This is a genomic window from Streptomyces sp. B93, from assembly GCF_018070565.1.
Lineage (GTDB): Bacteria > Actinomycetota > Actinomycetes > Streptomycetales > Streptomycetaceae > Streptomyces.
In genome coordinates this window covers 233,851-249,566 of sequence record NZ_JAGPXL010000010.1, presented here as the reverse complement: position 1 = coordinate 249,566, position 15,716 = coordinate 233,851, and the positions used below count along the sequence as shown (strand labels likewise).

Genomic DNA, 15,716 nt, shown 5'->3' with positions numbered 1-15,716 from the left:
ACACCCGACGCCGTCATTCCCACCTCGGACAACGCAGTCCCATCGCCTACGAGGCAGCACTCGACACAACATCAACTACCCTCGCCCAAGCCGCATAGCCCGTGTCCAAGATTCCGGGTCAAGGCCCGCCCTGGCCCGCAGCGACCGCGCCGCCGAGACCGTCCGTGCCCTCGGCGCGACACCGGTGCGGGGCGGGCTGGGGGACCTCGGCGTGCTGAACGCCGCGGCCGCCCGTGCGGAGGCCGTCGTCCACCTGGCGCAGGCCGAGACCGGTGCCGAGGATCTGGAGGCGGCCGGGGCCATGCAGGACGGCATCGGCAGCGGCCCCTACGTGCACACCGGCGGCACCTGGGTCTACGGCGACACCCAGGGCGTGGCGGACGAGACCGCCCCGTGGAACCCGCCGCCCCTGGTCGCCTGGCGCAAGCCCGTGGAGGACGCCGTCCTCGAGCGCGCCCAGCGCGGTGGCCGCCCCGTCCTGATACAGCCCGGCCTGCTGTACGGCGGCGAGAATCGTCTGATCGACATCTTCTACACCACCCCGGGCAAGGAGGCCGGCGCCATCCCCTACATCGGCGACGGGACCAACCGCTGGGCACTGGTGCACGTCGACGACATCGCCGAGCTGTACGTCGCCGCACTCAAGGCGAAGCCGGGTTCGGTGTACGTGGGTGTCGGTGGTGTCAACCCCACCGCCAAGGAATGCGCCCTGGCCCTCAGCCGGGCCGCGGGCATCGAGGGCAAGGTCGCGTCGATCAGCCTGGAACAGGCCCGGGAACAGATGGGCCCGATCGCCGACGCCTTCGCTCTCGACCAGCAGCTCACTCCGGCCCGGGCCAGTAAGGAACTGGGCTGGACTCCCGCCCACACTGACCCGCTGGCCGTTCTCGCCCGTGGCTGAGCCCGCCCGCGCGCTGTCGGCCGACAGCGTCCGCCGCGGTGCGCGCTCGCCCGGTAGATTGGTGATCGAGTGCCAGGGCCGTGCCGGACGGACGTCCGGGACGGCCCTGGTCCACAGCGGCCCACCGACCGGGTGCGCCGTGGCGACGGAGCAGGCGGGTGATTCCGGGTGGATCTTGATCTGCGGAAGCTGCGCTATTTCGTGGCCGTGGCGCAGGAACTCCATTTCGGGCGGGCCGCGGAGCGGCTGCACATCGCCCAGCCGGTGCTGTCCCGGCAGATCCGCAGCCTGGAGGATGATCTCGGAGCGGAGGTGTTCGACCGTGGCCGCCGCGGGACGCTGCTCACTCCGGCGGGAGAGCAACTGCTGGAGGACGCCCTGCCTCTGCTCGCCTCTGCCCAGGCACTGATGAGGGGCGTGAAATCGGCGGCCCAGGGCACACAGTCGCTGACCATCGGTTTCATGCCCGGCATCACGGTCACTCCGGCCATGGTCGCCTTCACCGCGCACCATCCGGACGTGAACGTGAGCCTGCTGCGCACCACGTGGGACGACCAGGTGGAGGTGCTGCTGGACGGCCGGGCCGACGTCAGCATCGTGCGGCTGCCCATCGACCGCAACGGCCTGCAGCTGCGTCCGCTCTTCAGGGAGCCCCGCGTCGTCATGGTGCCGGCCGGGCACTCCTTGGCCGGCAGGACATCGGTGAGCATCAGGGAACTCGCCGCCGAGCACCTGCTGCAGGATCCCAACGCCGTTCCCGAGTGGCGAGACATTGCACTGGAACTGCGGGGCGGGCGACGCCCCGAGGTCCCGGTAATCCACCAGGTGGAGGAGAAGCTCGAACTCGTGGCCGCCGGAGCGGGCATCTGCGTGATCCCGCTGTCGACCGCCAGCTTCTACACCCGGCCGGACGTGATCCCGCTGCGCGTGGAGGACGTCGGCCCCAACGAGGTGGCCCTGGCGTGGGTGGCGGCCCGCCGCTCCCGCCTCATCCACGACTTCGCCCAAGCCGCCGCCGAAACCCTTGCCCGGCCCCACACCGAGGAACCGCAGCTGTCCTCGGACTGAGCGTGCCCACGCGGACCGGGCTGCTCGACTCCAGTCCAGCGAGGGCGGCGCGCTCGCCGGGCGAGGTCGTCGCCGCCCAGCGGCAGCCGTGAACCCGCCGGGCCCATGAGTCCCAGCGGACGAGGAGCCCTCACTGCCTATGCCGCAAGGGTCCGGCACCTTCCAGGCAGTCTGCTCCCCGGGGGATGCGTGGCCGGAGGAGGATACGACGGCCCTGCGGGGCCGGATGCGCCGCCACGGCGGGGTGATGCTGGGTGCGCAGCGGGACAGCGTGCTGATCGCGGTGCTTCAAGGGGTATCCGCCGACGTGTTCGCGGACACGCTGCGCGATCTCGGTCCGCACGCCCCGGCGGGGGTCGGTCTGGCCAGGGAGGGCTTGACGGGGGCGGGTGTCAGCATCGTGGACGCGATGGAGGTGCTGCCCGCTGTCGACACCGGGATGGCGCGGTTCGCGGACGACTGGCTTACCGCGACCCTCAGGCCGCAGGTCGGCAGGCTGACCGCGCTGCTCGGGCCGTGCGCCAGGACGGCCCAACAGCACCCGGACCTGGCGGAGACGATCCGCGCGTTCGCCCGGCACGGCTTCTCGCTCACCGACACCGGCCGGGCCCTGCACATCCATCCCAACACCGTCAGGTACCGGGTGGACCGCTGGCAGGAATTGACGGGCTTCGACGCACGTACCTGGGCGGGCCTGAGCGCGAGCGTGGTCGCTCTGGAAGGCTGACCGGCGGGCACCGGGGCGGCACCGCTGCTCCAGGGTGCCTTCGGGAGCGCCGGCCGAGCGGCGCCCTCGCCCGTCAGCGGTTCTCCGCCCGCTGCTTGAGAGCGTCGAGCCAGCCGTAGCGCAGGAAATTCTCCCACTCGGGGTGGGAGGTGCGCATGGTGACCGCGCCGGCACCCCGCGCCGCCTGCTCGGTGACCACGACCGTGGCCCGCGTCCGCGGCTCGAATGTCCATGCGTGGTAGAAGTGCAACCCTGGGCCGAGCCCTGACCAGCCAAGACGCGTGCCCGGCTGCCACTCCGCGGTCAGGCACTCCAGGTCCACACCGAACAGCCGGTACCGAAAGGATTCCTGGAAGCCCAGCGCCCGGCCGGCCAGGGCCGGGGCAGCGTCGGAGACACCTGGCACCCACAGCGGCCAGCGGTCGAGATCCGCCAGGCAGTCGAATACGGCTGCGGGCGCGGCGTTGATGCTCGTCTTCGCCCGGAAGTGATAGTCGGCGTCGTCCGGAGCGAAGCCGGACGGCCAGTGAATTGTCAGGCCCTGGTGATCGCTGGGCATGTCATCGTCTTCCCCTCGCTGCGCCGCGATGCCTGGTCAACGCGGCCTCACTCGCTCAAGGGCAGGGGCCGCTCCCTACAGACTGGCGGCTGCGGCGGACCCGGGACATCCGTCATCTGACTGCCGGCCGGTGACGAGCCCGGGTCGGCGAACGCGCGTCAGATGTCCGCCGGGGCCTCGCCGAGGGCCGCCAGCGCGTCCCGCAGCGCAGCCCGCGTGGTGATGCCCAGCTTCGGATAGATCTGGTACAGGTGCGATCCGACCGTGCGGTGCGACAGGAAGAGGCGTTCGCCGATCTGCTTATTGGTCAGGCCAGTGGCGGCCAGCGTCGCGATCTGGAGCTCCTGCGGAGTGAGCGGGGCCGAGCTGTCGTCTCTCGTCTCCTGGGGCAGGCTCTCGCCCGCGGCTCGCAGTTCGGTGGCCGCCCGGTTCGCCCACGGGACTGCGCCCAAGCCGCGGAAGGCGGCGAGCGCGGACGACAGGTGGCTGCGGGCCTGCGTGGTGTTGCGGGCGCGGCGCAGGTACTCCCCGTACAGCAGTTCCGCACGCGCGTACTCGAAGGGCCAGCGGCGAGCCTGGTCGTCGGCGAGCGCGGCCTCGAAGTGCTGCTCGGCCTCCGTCCCAAAGGAGGTCATCGCCTCGATGACGCGTACCTGTACGCGCAGGCGCGGGGAGAGGGCGGACATGGCGGAGTCCCGGACTGCCCGGGCGTGGCTGCGGGCCTCGTCTATACGGCCGGTCCGGTTCGCCGACTCCACCAGATCGAGAGCGTTCCACAGGGCGTGCGGCACGAACGGCGCCAGCTCTCCGGGCGGGGAGAGCAGACAGGACTGGCGGTACGCCTCTTCGAAGTCACCACTGCCCAGCGCACACAGGGCCCGCGCCTGCGTGGCCCACAGCGCGGCCCCGTGGGCACCGCGCGGCGCGGCCCACTGCTTGATCTGCTCGGTCAGCACCCGGCTGGTGTCGGCCTGTCCGCGCGCGGCAGCTGTGAAGGCCTGGCAGTAGCGGAAGTACCAGACGAAGAAGTTGAACTCCTGCTCCTCGCAGATTCTCAGCCCTTCTGCGGCGAACCCGTCCACCTCGTCCCAGCGACCGGTGAACAGGTGCTCCACGCACAGGTGCATGAGGGCGCCCAGGTGGCGGCGGGCGGGGCTCTCGCCGCGACGTCCTTGCCGGATCACGCGCCAGGACGCCTCACGCAGGTCGCTGAGCCGGTCGGGGTAGACCGACGCGGTGCCGATGCGGATCACGCGGGTGGGGTCCGTCTCGGCCGACGCCCTCTCCAGGACCCGGTCCAGGCGTTCCAGAGCCACGGGGCCGGTGCGGGCGGCGTCCCCGAAGGTGCGGGACGTCAGCCAGAGCAGTTCGGGGACCGCGTCTCCCATCTGCTCCATGGCCTCGAAGAGCGGGTCCCACAGTTCGGCCCGGCCTCCGTACCAGCACAGCAGCAGAAGGGTGTGCAAGGCCTCGCCGAGGGCGAAGTCGTCGTTCGGCTCGGGGCTGGACAGGTGTGCCTCGACCGCGCCGGTCACCAGGCTGTGGGCGGTGTCGACGTCGCCGTCGGTGTTGATCAGCAGGTGTGCCGTGGCAGCAGCAGCCAGGAGCGAGCCGCTCAGTGCCGGGTCCGCTCTGCGCGCGCTGTCCAGCAGGACGGAGGCGCTGCGCAGTTCGCCCCCGGCGTCCGCACCGATGTAGGCGGCCTCGGCCAGTCTGCGGCTCCTGTCCCTGGGCAGCGGGCTGAGCCGCGCGGCACGCGACAGAGCGGCGACGGCGCCGGTGGCATCGCCCCGGGCCAGAATGCGCTGCGCGGCGGCCTCCAGCAGTCCGGCGACCTCCTCGTCGGCCGAGGAGGCGGCTTCCCCGAGATGCCAGGCGCGGCGCTCCGGGTGTGCGGTCAGGGCGTCGGCCAGGGTCCGATGTGCTTCCCGCCGCTCACCGGAGGTGGCGCTCTCGACTACGGCGGAGGCGAGCAGCGGGTGGCCGAAGGCGAGCCGGTACGAAGCGAGGTCGACCGTCACCACGCGGGCTCGTTCCGCCGGGCCCAGGTCGTCCACGAAGGAGGCCCCCACTCCCTCCTCGATCACCGAGAGGTCACCGGTGCCGTCGAGGGCGGCCAGGAGCAAGGCATGACGGCAGCGGGCGGGAAGCTCTGCGACTCGCTCGGCAAAAAGGCCCTTGAGGCGTTCGTTGAGCGGCAGGACCGAGGGCATGCCGGCCTCGGCCTGCTGCTGCGGCCCTGAGAGCACCGCCGGCAGCTCGACCAGGGCCAGCGGGTTGCCGCGTGCCTCCGCGACGATGCGGCGGCGCACGCTGGACGCGAGCCGCGGATGGACGGTCCGCAGCAGTTCGTGGGCGGATTCGTCCCCGAGTGGCTCAAGGACGTGCTCGGGCAGGCCCCCGCGTTCGAAGTAGCCGTCGGAGCCGGTACGGGCGGTGGCGAGGAAGCCGATCCTGCTGCCGATGAGACGGCGGGCCACGAACCCGAGCACCACGGCGGTGGACCGGTCCAGCCAGGGCACGTCGTCCACGGCCAGGAGAACAGGGGCTTCCTCCGCGACCCGGCGCAGCAGGAGCAGGGTCGCCGTGGACACCAGCAGTCGGTCCGGAGCGGTCCCGGAGCCCATGCCGGTCGCGACACGCAGGGCGTCGCGATGTGCCTTGTCGAGCTTGTCCAGATACGGCAGGAGGGGCACCACCAGCTGGTTGAGGCCCGAGTAGCCGATGTCGGCCTCGAACTGGACTCCCGCCACCCGCAGCACGGCGCATCCGAGATGTTCGGCATCCTGCGCGGTCGCGTCGAGCAGCGCCGACTTGCCGATGCCGGGTTCGCCCGTCACCACCAGCGCGCCGCCCTTGACGGACGCCTCGGTGAAGAATCGGCGGATGAAGTCGCGTTCGTCCTGCCGGCCGATCAGGGAGCGCGAGTGCTGCACCGAGATGGTGTCCATCGGCCGGCCTCTCCTCCGTGGGCTGTGGGCAACGGAACCCGGCATACTCAGTCGCAGTCACAATTCTGCCGTAGAGGCAGCTCGGCCAAGATGCACTCGTTTTGCGTCGGCCTCCTATGTCGGACCGACCCGTAATGCCGATGAATTGCATACGCCTCGGCCTTGCAGGCGGGATCAAGCCTAATCGGCTGAATCCAGGCCCTGCAAGGCCTCGTCCGCGACAGGGCTTTCCCTTCCCGACGTCCGCTGATGCACCCGTGCGAGCCCCGGCGCGTCACGGCTCGGCGACCGCGCACCCTGGCGCATTTCCGCCCTCATCCGCTACCCCTCAACTGCGCCAATACCGGCTCCGGGACGGGCCGTTGCGGCACAGGCGCCTTGGCTCATGCCGGCCCGCTACCGACCGCGTCCAGCCGTGCGAAAAGGTCCCGGAGGGCGTCGGCACAGCCAGGGTCGCCCTCCGCGGCGGCCTCGTAGCAGTGCAGCGTTTCCTTCGCCGCCACAGCAGTGTCCTGGGCCAGCGCATCAAGAGCGGCCACGCCACTGCGCGCTGCCGGCCGTTCACCGGCTGTCCGCGCGGAAACGAGTTCCAGATGACTGATCCGGCGGGTGAGGATGCGGGCTTTCCTCTCCCCCATTCCATTTCGTTCCGGCCGTTCCAGGAGATCGGCCGCCGCCAGCAGGACCGCCCGTACGGCGCGCAGTCGCTGCTGCGCCGCCCGGCGGACCGTCATCAGCCGCCCCACGATCGCGCCGTGGCAGCCGCCACGGGGTCGAGACCGGACGGCAGCTCGGTGACGAAGGCGGCCTTGAGGATCACGTATTCGGCGTACCCGCCGTCCACGACGATTCCGGTGACCCGCTTGGCGGAGCACAGGATCTGCTCGCCGCGTACGCAGTAGTCGCAGTGGCCGCAGGAGTCGTAGAGGAACGGACCGCCGACGGCGGTGCCGACCGCCGGTGAGGCGACGCCCGGGCCGGCGGCCTCGACCACACCGGTGATCTCGTGGCCCGGGATGACGGGGAAGCGGGCGAAGGGGGAGTGGCCGCGCACGAAGTTGAGATCGGAGAAGCAGACCCCACAGGCCGTGACCCGGACGAGGACCTCGCCGAATCCGGGCTCGGGGATGTCTCGTTCGGTGAGGGACAGCGGTGCGTCGACCGCGGTGGCGATGGCTGCGTGCATGAGGTGGGACCTCGACTTCCGTGTGCTCACACGTCCAGGCCGAATGTGTCTGACACCGCTGAGTTTTCGCCGCGCCTCAATGCGTCGGGATGAGTCAAACGACTGCCGCCCCTACCGGGTCGAGACCCACCTGGGATCACACAAGCCAGCAACGGATAGGGACCGGTATTTCATAGGCCATTACCGCGACTTTCCCTTCGAAAGGCCGAGACGCGGATCCCTGGTGGGGAGCGCGGCGGGACACGCATGCGGGCCGATCCACCCCAGCTCGCTCGGGTCGCCCTGGGTGTCGGGCAGCAGGCCGGACCAGAGCGGCGACCCGGGACATCGATGGCAGCCGCTCCAGTCAATTGACCGATGTGCCACCGTGCAGTGCCGCCAAGCATGGACATCGCAGCGCGCGCTGCAGTCACTCACCGGCTCGCACCAGCGGGAAGGAGCTTTTCATGGCCCGCGTCTTCATCACCGGATCGACCGACGGTCTCGGTCTGGCAGCGGCACGTCTACTCGTCGAGCAGGGCCACACCGTCACGGGACACGCCAGGAACGAACGCAGAGCACAGCAACTACGCGCACGGCTCCCCGAGGCGGAGGCCGTCCTCGTGGGCGACCTGTCGAGCCGGAAACAAACGGTCGCCCTGGCAGAACAGGCCAACGCTGGTGGTCCCTTCGACGCAGTGATCCACAACGCCGGCATCGGCTACCGGGAGCGCGCCAAGATCACGACGGAAGACGGGCACGCGCATGTGCTCGCCGTCAACGTGCTCGCCCCGTACATCCTCACCTGCCTGATGCACCGGCCCCGGCGCCTGGTGTACCTCAGCAGCGGGATGCACCAAGGCGGACGCGGGGACGCCCACGACCTTGACTGGGAACGGCGCCCCTGGAACGGCGCTCAGGCGTATGCGGACAGCAAGCTGTACGACGCCACCCTCGCCTTCGCGGTCGCACGGCTGTGGCCCGACGTGCTGAGCAACTCCCTGGAGCCGGGATGGGTTCCCACCAAGATGGGCGGTCCCGGTGCTCCCGACGACATCGCCCAGGCCCACATCACGCAGGCGTGGCTCGCCGTCAGCGACGACCCTAAAGCCACCGTGAGCGGGCGCTACTTCTACCACCAGAAGGAACTGGCACCCGCCTCCGACTCACTGGACACCAGTTTCCAGGACGACCTGCTGGCCACGCTCGAGGAACTCACAGCTGTCCCGTTCCCGCGTTCCTGACACGGCGCAGCCGTCCTCAGCCCCCGCCGGAACACCCGGCCTCCCCAGAACGGCAGTCCCAGGAGCAGCCATGCCGCACGAGCCCCTCACCTCCGAAGTCACCGTGACCCTGCGGGTGAACGGGACCACCACCCAGGTCACCTGCGACGCGCGCACCACCCTCCTCGACCTCCTGCGCGAACGTCTTCGCCTGACCGGGACGAAGAAGGGATGCAACCGCGGCGAGTGCGGCGCCTGCACGGTCCATCTCGACGGCCGCCGGATCAACGCCTGCATGGTGCTGGCCGCGAGCACCGACCACACCGAGGTGACGACGATCGAAGGGCTCGCCCCGGCGCACGAACTCCACCCCGTTCAGCAGGCGTTCATCGATGCCGACGCCTTTCAGTGCGGATTCTGCACGCCCGGCCAGATCATGTCGGCGGTCGGCTGCATCAAGGAAGGGCACACCGGATCCAACGACGAGATCCGCGAATGGATGAGCGGGAACATCTGCCGCTGCTCCGCCTACCCGCAGATCGCCGCGGCCGTGGAGGCAGCGGCTGGAAAGGAGTGGTGACATGCGCCCGTTCACCTATGCACGCGCCGCATCCCTGCCCGACGCCCTGACCCGGGCGCATGCCGCGGACACCGAGTTCCTGGCCGGTGGCACCGAACTGCTCAACTGGGCGAGGACCGGTATCGCATCGCCCGCTCATCTGGTAGACATCGGCCGGCTGCCCCGTCTGGACGAGATCGCCTCATCCGCGGAAGGCCTCCACATCGGCGCGCTGGCCCGCCTCAACAGCGTGGCGCAGGACCCCCGCGTGGTGACGTCGTACCCGGTGCTCGCCCAGGCGATCCTCAGGTCGGCTTCTGCCCAGTTGCGCAACCTGGCCACCATCGGCGGCAACCCGGCACAGCGCACCCGCTGTCCCTACTTCCGCTCCAACCATCCGGTCGCCTGCAACAAACGTGTTCCCGGCAGCGGGTGCGCGGCCCTGCACGGGGCGAACGAGCGGCTGGCCATCTTCGGGTGGACCCAGGACTGCGTGGCCGTCCAGCCCTCGGATCCCGCCGTCGCCCTGGCCTGCCTGGACGCGGAGATCGTCACCGAACATGCCGACGGCGGCCGCAGGATCGCAGCAACCGAGTTCCATACCCTGCCCGCCGACGACCCGGCCGCGCACAATGTCCTGCGCGCCGGTGAGCTGATCACTGGCATCGTCCTGGGCGCGCCGGCGCCCAGATCGGCCTACGTCAAGGTGCGCGAACGCCAGAGCTACGAGTTCGCCCTCGTCTCGGCCGCGGCCGCGGTCGAGGTCCAGGACGGACTGATCTCCCGAGCCCGCCTGGCCCTCGGTTCCGTGGCGATGCGCCCCTGGCGGCTGTACGAGACGGAACGCGCCCTGGTGGGCCTGCGGCCCGGCAGCCCCGATGTGGTGGACGCCGTCACCTCGGGCTTCGTGGACAGCCGGCCGCTCTCCTCCAACGCGTACAAGATCCCGCTCGCCCGTAACACGGCGCTGCGCGCCCTCGAACTGGCTCTGGAGTCGTCATGACCCTCATGCGTGGTGTGAGCAGGCAGGACGGCCCCATCAAGGTCACCGGAGCGGCTGCATACGCTGCCGACTACAACGTGGCCGGTCAGTTGTACGCGGTTCTGGTCGCGGCGACGGTCCCCGCTGGCCGCGTCCGCGGCTACGACACCGACGAGGCCCTGGAGCAGCCGGGCGTCGTCCACGTGCTGACCGGCTTGCCGCCCGTGGACAAGGCGTTCGCCGCGCTGCCGAGCCCTCCTCTGGCGACCCGCTTCCTGCCCTTGCAGTCGGACGAGGTGCACTACTGGGGTCAGCCGGTGGCCATGGTGCTGGCCGAGTCCCTGGAAGCGGCCGAAGACGCCGTGACCCGCGTACGGGTGCACTACGAACGCGAGCCGTTCATCAACCCGGACACCGCCGTGGCCGTCCCGCCGTCGGCGCAGAGCGGCTACGCCATGCTCGACGCCGCGGAGTTCCGCAAGGGCGACGCGGCCGGCGCCCTGGCTGCGGCTCCGGTCCGCCTGGAGTCCACCTACACGCAGCCGTCGCGGCACGGCAATCCCATGGAACCGAGCGCGATCCTCGCGGAATGGCACGACGACCGGTTGACCGTCCACGACTCCGTCCAGCACATGTACGCGGTACAGGACACCCTGGCGGCCGTCTTCGGCATCAGCTCCGACCAGGTGCGGGTGATCGCTCCGCACACCGGCGGCGGGTTCGGCACCAAGGCGTTCGTCTGGCCGCACGAGATCCTCACCGCCATGGCCGCCAAAGCCGTCGGCCGCCCGGTGAAGCTGGTGCTCACCCGCCAGGACATGTACAGCGTCGTCGGCTACCAGCCGCTGATGGAACACCGGGTGTCGCTGGGCGCCGACGGCGACGGCGCCCTGACGGCCCTCGTCCACGAGGTGGACAACGTCACCGCAGTCACCGACGACTACGTGGAATTCGGCACGGGACCCGCCAGGGCGCTGTACGCCGTCGCGAACATCTCCACCAGCCAGCGGGTGCGGCGCGGCAACGTCAACCTGTCGTCGTTCATGCGCTCGCCCATCGACGGCCCCGGCACCTGGGCGCTCGGTTCCGCGATGGACGAGCTGGCCCACACCCTGTCGATGGACCCGCTGACCCTGCGCCTGGTCAACCACGCGGACACCGACCCCTCCAGCGGCGCTCCATGGTCCTCGAAGAAGCTCAAGGAAGCCTACGAGGAGGGCGCCCGGCGCTTCGGCTGGTGGGAACGGCCCAAGGGCGGGACCCGGGACGGGCACTGGCTGATCGGCTGCGGCATGGCCGACTGCACACAGGGCCAGTTCCGGTTCACCTCGCAGGCCCGGGTGCGGTTGCGCGCCGACGGCACCGCGAGTGTCGAGGCGGGATACACCGACATCGGAGCGGGCGCCACCACGATCTTCCCGCAGATCGCCGCAGCGACGCTCGGTCTCGACATCCGCGCCGTCAACGGCGTCGCCGGCGACACCGACCTGCCCTACGCGGGCCCGCACTACGGGTCGGGCACCACGCTGGCCATGGGTACCGCGGTGCACGGAGCCGCGAACGAGGTCCTGCGCCGACTTGCCGAGGCGCTGTCCTGGCCGGCCGAGGAGGTGCGCGCGGACTCCGGCGCCCTCGTGTGGCGCGGCCGGCGCCGCCCCTACGGCGAGATCCTGAGCGCCGCGGGAGTTGAGGAGGTGGTCGGCCACGGGGAGATGGTTCTGCCCGGCGGCGCCTCCGCCGACGCGGGAGCACCAGGTGTCTCCACCCGCACCTTCGGCGCCATGTTCGTGGAAGTCGGCGTCGACCCGGACCTCGGGCTGCTGCGGCTGCGCCGTGCGACAGGTGTCTACAGCGTCGGCGCGGTGGTCAACGAACGCACCGCCCGCTCCCAGATGATCGGCGGCCTGGTGTGGGGCTGGGGCATGGCAGCCATGGAGGCCAGCCACTACGAGCCGCACCTGGGCCGGTGGCTGTCCCAGGACCTCGCCGGGGTGGCACTGCCGGTGAACGCCGACATCCCGCCCCACATCGACATGTCCTTCGTCGACGAGTTCGACCCGCATGTCGGACCGCTCGGCGCCAAGGGCATTGGGGAACTGTCCGCGACAGGTATCGCCGCAGCCGTGGCCAACGCGGTGTTCGACGCGACGGGACGGCGCGTGCGGGACTTGCCGATCACGCCCGACAAGCTCCTGGACCCCCGTATGTGATCTCCCGGGCACGCTCGGGCAACCCCTGGAGGACAAAGCGCTGGACACCGCAGCCGAGGCGCTGCACGGATGGCGCGCGCGGGCCGAACCCTTCGCGGTCGGCGCGGCCATGGCCGTCGATGCTGTCGGCCGAGCGGTCAGCAGCATCTCGGGCGGCTGCGTCGAGGGCGCCGTGTACGGACTGTGCCAGCAGGTGCCGGCCGGGCGCGAGCCGGCCGACCTTGGCACTTCCGATACAGCGAGGACGACGCCTTCGCGGTCGGACTCGCCTGCGGTGGCGCTCTGGAGGTGTTCGTCCAGCGCGTGGTGCCCGCCGAGCAACCGGAGATCGCCGCGGCCGTGGCGGCAACGGCCGCGGGTGAGTCCGTCGCCCTCACCCGGGTGGTCTCCGGCCCCTCTCATCTACTCGGACGGACCATGCTGGTACGGCCCGACCGGACAGTGGCGGGGACCTTGGACGGCGCCGACCTCGACCGCTGGGCCGCACACGAGGCCGGGGCCTGCTGAACGCTGGAGTCACCGGCATGGTCCACCACCTGTGCGGTGACGACCCCGTGACGCTGCTGGTCGAGTCTCAGACGACGGCACCGCGGCTGATCGTCTTCGGCGCCATCGACTTCACCGCCGCGCTCACACGCATGGGCGCTCTGCCGGGCTACCGGGTGACCGTGTGCGACGCCCGTCCCGTGTTCGCCACCGCCACCCTCGCGATCAGGGTGGTGACGTCCGCCAGCGGCAGAGGTTTGGTACCGCGCTCCAGCAGATAGCTGCACCACTCGTCGTCGCGCCGCTGAGACGCCACGACCGCTTGACGACGCTCCTCCATCAGCATGGCGGCGGGGGTGCCGCTGTCGCTACGGGCTGCCGCGCAGGCGACAGCCCGGCTCAGGTAGCGGACGGCTGTGACAAATGTCCGGGTGGCGTCCCGCCAGGTGGTGTAGCCGCTCGACCATCGCGACTTCGCAGGTCGCGGCCGGGTTCCGCCTCCCGGCCCATGGCCGGGCGGCCTGCGCCGCGCTGACCGGCTCACGCAGCGGCGCGGGGTTCAGCCGGGTCAGCGATCGCTGGCCGCTCGGACCGGCGCGGGCCGGATGGCTCTGCACCACGTGGCGGGACGCCATCAATGTCCGTCTCCTCAATCAGGCACGCAGAGCGCCTCTCGACGCCTGCGCCGCGAGTCGAACCATGCGGCGTCCGGCTTTTCTGGTCTACCTCTGGATTGGCCGAAGCCGTCTACCGCCCGTCTTCCTACGAGCATGAGGCGTTTGCAGTGCCATACGCCGCCTTGACCAACCGCGATGAGCGGAGGCGATGCATCACACCGTAGGCAACGGGGGCCCGCGGGACATCCGTCACCCAACTGGGATCGCGGCTACGGCTGCCCGGCCTGCTTCAGCAGCCTTCCACCGGTTCAACGGTCTGTGCCTGGACCACGGACCAGCCGAAGGCCACTCGCCTGCGGCGCGCTGGCCGGACTCTCGCCCACGTACGCCGGGCGCAGAGCCGATGTGGATCAATCATCCCCTCCTCCGGCTCGCGCCGTAGGGCAGCTCTGTGCCGGTCTGGGCGCCGCGGAGGAGGGCTCGCTAGACCACGTCCGACAGACGGCGCCGGGGGGCGTGTACGGCTTCGGTGTCGCCAGGGAATAGCCGGCGACCGTGTACGCTTCTATTAAACGGAAACCAGTTTCCGGTACTCCGGAGAAGAGGAACACATGGCCACCCTGAATGAAGACATCACGACCGCGATCCAGGCGGTCACCCGCGGCTTCGTCACCGCGGATTCGAAGGAGTGGGACGCCTACGAGGCCGCCCACGCCGAGACCGTCACTGTGGACTTCGGTGGCGTCGATGACGTCGGCGGTGGTGGTGCCAGCGGCTCGATGACTGGCCACGAGGTCCGCGCCAATGCCGAGAGGGTGATCGGTCCGATCCCGGTCACCCAGCACCAGCTGTCCAGCTTCGTCGTCGACATCGACGACGACATCGCCATCGTGCGCTTTTACGAGGAAGCGCTGCACGTCCACCCCGCACTGGGTGACGACCCGGCGAAGAACACCTGGATCATCTTCGGCAAGGGCATGCAGAAACTCGCCCGCACCGACGATGGCTGGAAGATCATCCACGTCTCGCTGGTTCCGACGCACTTTACGGGCAACCCGACGTTCCTGGCGGACGTCGCTGCCCTGACGGCGTGAGCGGTCGGGAGACCGGCGGCCTCATCCTGCGGCACTCGGGGGCGAGGTCGCGCTCGTCCATGCGGGCCGCAACGGTACTGCCCGGGTGCCGGTGTGGTTCATCGTCGTCGACGGCGAGGTCTATGTCCGCTCCTGCCGTGGATCCCGGGGCTGGTGGCACCGCGACAGTCCGGCCCACAGCGACTGATCTGGAGGCTTGAGGATGACGGCAATCGTCATGGAGGCCTTCGGCGGGCCGGAGGTGCTGCGCCTCACCAACGCCGCGAACCCGTGCCCGCGGATGATGAAGTGCTCGTCGAGGTGCGCTTCGCGGGCATCAACCATCTGGATGTCGGAACCCGCACCGACCGTGGCGGAAACGGCACGTTGCCATGCGTCCGCGGCGTGGAGGGCGTGGGCGTCATCCGCCGACTCGGAGCGGACGTGACCGGCTTGGAAGCAGGCCAGCGAGTCGCGTGGTACTTGGACTACGGCAGCTACGCCGAGCTCATGGCGCTCCCGGCATCGGCGCTGATCCCCGTACCGGAAGAGATCGAGAACGAGGTCGCGGCAGCGCTGCCGGTGCAAGGCCTGATGGCTCGCCATCAGGCGATCAAAAGCTACCCGGTCAAGCCCGGTGACGTGTGTGGCCCCCGCTGCCGCCGGCGGCGTCGGGCAGTCACTGACCCAGATCGTGAGGCTGCGCGGTGGGCGGATCACCGGTGTTGTCTCCACCGAGGCCAAGGCCCAGCCCGCCCGCCAGGTCGGCACCGACGAAGTCATCGTCGGGCCTGCCCGGCCACTCTCCGAGCAGGCCGGCGAGCTGACGAACGGTCGCGGCACCGATGTCGTCTTCGATGGCGTAGGGGCTGCGACCTTCCAGGAGTCCCTGGCCCCGCTACGCCCGCACGGGACAGTGGTGAGCTTCGACCAGGCCAACGGGTTAGTGCCACCGATCTCGGTCGAGTCCCCGTCCAACAACGTGCTCGTCACCTACTCGATAGTTGTGCACCACGTGCCAGACCGGGCCGCGCTTCTCGCACACACCGGTGGACTGTTCGACTGGGTGGCCTCGGGAAGGCTGAAGGTTTCAGTGGGAGAGATCTACCTCACTCGCGGCAGCGGAGGCGCTCACTGGCCAATCGAAGGACGGGGCACGATGGGCAAGGTTCTGCTTCACGTACGGCAGGCTTGA

The 15,716-nt window shown here is 70.2% G+C and carries 16 protein-coding genes and 2 pseudogenes; 14 read left to right on the top strand and 4 right to left on the bottom strand.

Annotated elements, in window-relative coordinates; translation table 11 throughout:
* The first annotated feature begins 211 nt into the window (after positions 1-211).
* The 3 genes from KBY47_RS13325 to KBY47_RS13315 all read left to right on the top strand — a co-directional run bounded on the left by KBY47_RS13325 (position 212) and on the right by KBY47_RS13315 (position 2,696).
* On the top strand, positions 212-901 hold the full coding sequence (locus KBY47_RS13325; RefSeq protein WP_308405142.1) for an NAD-dependent epimerase/dehydratase family protein: 690 nt from the start codon (positions 212-214) through the stop codon (positions 899-901).
* A 168-nt stretch (positions 902-1,069) separates the two neighbouring features.
* A complete protein-coding gene (locus tag KBY47_RS13320) occupies positions 1,070-1,969 on the top strand; it encodes a LysR family transcriptional regulator (protein WP_210921265.1) in 900 nt (299 codons plus the stop codon).
* A 139-nt stretch (positions 1,970-2,108) separates the two neighbouring features.
* The gene (locus KBY47_RS13315; protein ID WP_210921264.1) at positions 2,109-2,696 is read left to right on the top strand and encodes a CdaR family transcriptional regulator; all 588 of its coding nucleotides are present in this window, start codon (positions 2,109-2,111) and stop codon (positions 2,694-2,696) included.
* Between the two features lie 73 nt (positions 2,697-2,769).
* Here the strand turns inward: KBY47_RS13315 and KBY47_RS13310 are convergent, their stop codons facing one another.
* The 4 genes from KBY47_RS13310 to KBY47_RS13295 all read right to left on the bottom strand — a co-directional run bounded on the left by KBY47_RS13310 (position 2,770) and on the right by KBY47_RS13295 (position 7,392).
* Entirely contained in the window at positions 2,770-3,255 is a 486-nt protein-coding gene (locus tag KBY47_RS13310) for an SRPBCC family protein (RefSeq protein ID WP_210921263.1), read from the bottom strand.
* Between the two features lie 158 nt (positions 3,256-3,413).
* Positions 3,414-6,206 carry a LuxR family transcriptional regulator gene (locus tag KBY47_RS13305; RefSeq protein ID WP_210921262.1) on the bottom strand — a complete coding sequence of 931 codons (2,793 nt, stop codon included), beginning with the start codon at positions 6,204-6,206 and terminating at the stop codon, positions 3,414-3,416.
* A 383-nt stretch (positions 6,207-6,589) separates the two neighbouring features.
* Entirely contained in the window at positions 6,590-6,940 is a 351-nt protein-coding gene (locus KBY47_RS13300; protein WP_210921261.1) for a hypothetical protein, read from the bottom strand.
* The gene (locus KBY47_RS13295) at positions 6,940-7,392 is read right to left on the bottom strand and encodes an alcohol dehydrogenase catalytic domain-containing protein (RefSeq protein ID WP_210921260.1); all 453 of its coding nucleotides are present in this window, start codon (positions 7,390-7,392) and stop codon (positions 6,940-6,942) included. The genes KBY47_RS13300 and KBY47_RS13295 overlap by 1 nt, the downstream gene beginning before the upstream one ends.
* Before the next feature lie 446 nt (positions 7,393-7,838).
* Here KBY47_RS13295 and KBY47_RS13290 point away from each other — a divergent pair, with 446 nt between their 5' ends.
* The 11 genes and pseudogenes from KBY47_RS13290 (at position 7,839) to KBY47_RS13255 (ending at position 15,716) form a co-directional block, all read left to right on the top strand.
* A complete protein-coding gene (locus KBY47_RS13290) occupies positions 7,839-8,615 on the top strand; it encodes an SDR family NAD(P)-dependent oxidoreductase (RefSeq protein WP_210921259.1) in 777 nt (258 codons plus the stop codon).
* Between the two features lie 70 nt (positions 8,616-8,685).
* A complete protein-coding gene (locus KBY47_RS13285) occupies positions 8,686-9,174 on the top strand; it encodes a (2Fe-2S)-binding protein (protein ID WP_210921258.1) in 489 nt (162 codons plus the stop codon).
* 1 nt (position 9,175) lies between these two features.
* The gene (locus KBY47_RS13280) at positions 9,176-10,156 is read left to right on the top strand and encodes a xanthine dehydrogenase family protein subunit M (protein ID WP_210921257.1); all 981 of its coding nucleotides are present in this window, start codon (positions 9,176-9,178) and stop codon (positions 10,154-10,156) included.
* Positions 10,153-12,345 carry a xanthine dehydrogenase family protein molybdopterin-binding subunit gene (locus KBY47_RS13275; RefSeq protein ID WP_210921256.1) on the top strand — a complete coding sequence of 731 codons (2,193 nt, stop codon included), beginning with the start codon at positions 10,153-10,155 and terminating at the stop codon, positions 12,343-12,345. Before KBY47_RS13280 ends, KBY47_RS13275 begins: the two co-directional genes overlap by 4 nt.
* A 109-nt stretch (positions 12,346-12,454) precedes the next feature.
* A pseudogene (locus KBY47_RS37210) lies at positions 12,455-12,499 on the top strand (hypothetical protein); the annotation flags it as partial.
* A gap of 29 nt (positions 12,500-12,528) precedes the next feature.
* The gene (locus KBY47_RS36520; RefSeq protein WP_308405141.1) at positions 12,529-12,852 is read left to right on the top strand and encodes an XdhC family protein; all 324 of its coding nucleotides are present in this window, start codon (positions 12,529-12,531) and stop codon (positions 12,850-12,852) included.
* 17 nt (positions 12,853-12,869) lie between these two features.
* Positions 12,870-13,112, top strand: a complete 243-nt coding sequence (locus KBY47_RS36515; RefSeq protein ID WP_247694605.1) for an XdhC family protein — start codon at positions 12,870-12,872, stop codon at positions 13,110-13,112.
* Positions 13,113-14,059: 947 nt separating this feature from the next.
* A complete protein-coding gene (locus KBY47_RS13265) occupies positions 14,060-14,542 on the top strand; it encodes a nuclear transport factor 2 family protein (RefSeq protein WP_210921255.1) in 483 nt (160 codons plus the stop codon).
* Positions 14,543-14,627: 85 nt separating this feature from the next.
* On the top strand, positions 14,628-14,729 hold the full coding sequence (locus KBY47_RS37365) for a hypothetical protein (protein ID WP_374103074.1): 102 nt from the start codon (positions 14,628-14,630) through the stop codon (positions 14,727-14,729).
* A pseudogene (locus KBY47_RS37360) lies at positions 14,696-15,010 on the top strand (alcohol dehydrogenase catalytic domain-containing protein); the annotation flags it as partial. The gene KBY47_RS37365 and the pseudogene KBY47_RS37360, both read left to right, overlap by 34 nt.
* Positions 15,011-15,167: 157 nt before the next feature.
* A complete protein-coding gene (locus tag KBY47_RS13255) occupies positions 15,168-15,716 on the top strand; it encodes a zinc-binding dehydrogenase (RefSeq protein WP_210921254.1) in 549 nt (182 codons plus the stop codon).

Bases quoted from the DNA above. Each gene is read 5' to 3' on its own strand.
- KBY47_RS13315 (WP_210921264.1), top strand. From the start codon at position 2,109: ATGCCGCAAGGGTCCGGCACCTTCCAGGCAGTCTGCTCCCCGGGGGAT.
- KBY47_RS13310 (WP_210921263.1), bottom strand. From the start codon at position 3,255: ATGCCCAGCGATCACCAGGGCCTGACAATTCACTGGCCGTCCGGCTTC.
- KBY47_RS13305 (WP_210921262.1), bottom strand. From the start codon at position 6,206: ATGGACACCATCTCGGTGCAGCACTCGCGCTCCCTGATCGGCCGGCAG.
- KBY47_RS13300 (WP_210921261.1), bottom strand. From the start codon at position 6,940: ATGACGGTCCGCCGGGCGGCGCAGCAGCGACTGCGCGCCGTACGGGCG.
- KBY47_RS13295 (WP_210921260.1), bottom strand. From the start codon at position 7,392: ATGCACGCAGCCATCGCCACCGCGGTCGACGCACCGCTGTCCCTCACC.
- KBY47_RS13290 (WP_210921259.1), top strand. From the start codon at position 7,839: ATGGCCCGCGTCTTCATCACCGGATCGACCGACGGTCTCGGTCTGGCA.
- KBY47_RS13285 (WP_210921258.1), top strand. From the start codon at position 8,686: ATGCCGCACGAGCCCCTCACCTCCGAAGTCACCGTGACCCTGCGGGTG.
- KBY47_RS13280 (WP_210921257.1), top strand. From the start codon at position 9,176: ATGCGCCCGTTCACCTATGCACGCGCCGCATCCCTGCCCGACGCCCTG.
- KBY47_RS13275 (WP_210921256.1), top strand. From the start codon at position 10,153: ATGACCCTCATGCGTGGTGTGAGCAGGCAGGACGGCCCCATCAAGGTC.
- KBY47_RS36515 (WP_247694605.1), top strand. From the start codon at position 12,870: ATGGTCCACCACCTGTGCGGTGACGACCCCGTGACGCTGCTGGTCGAG.
- KBY47_RS13265 (WP_210921255.1), top strand. From the start codon at position 14,060: ATGGCCACCCTGAATGAAGACATCACGACCGCGATCCAGGCGGTCACC.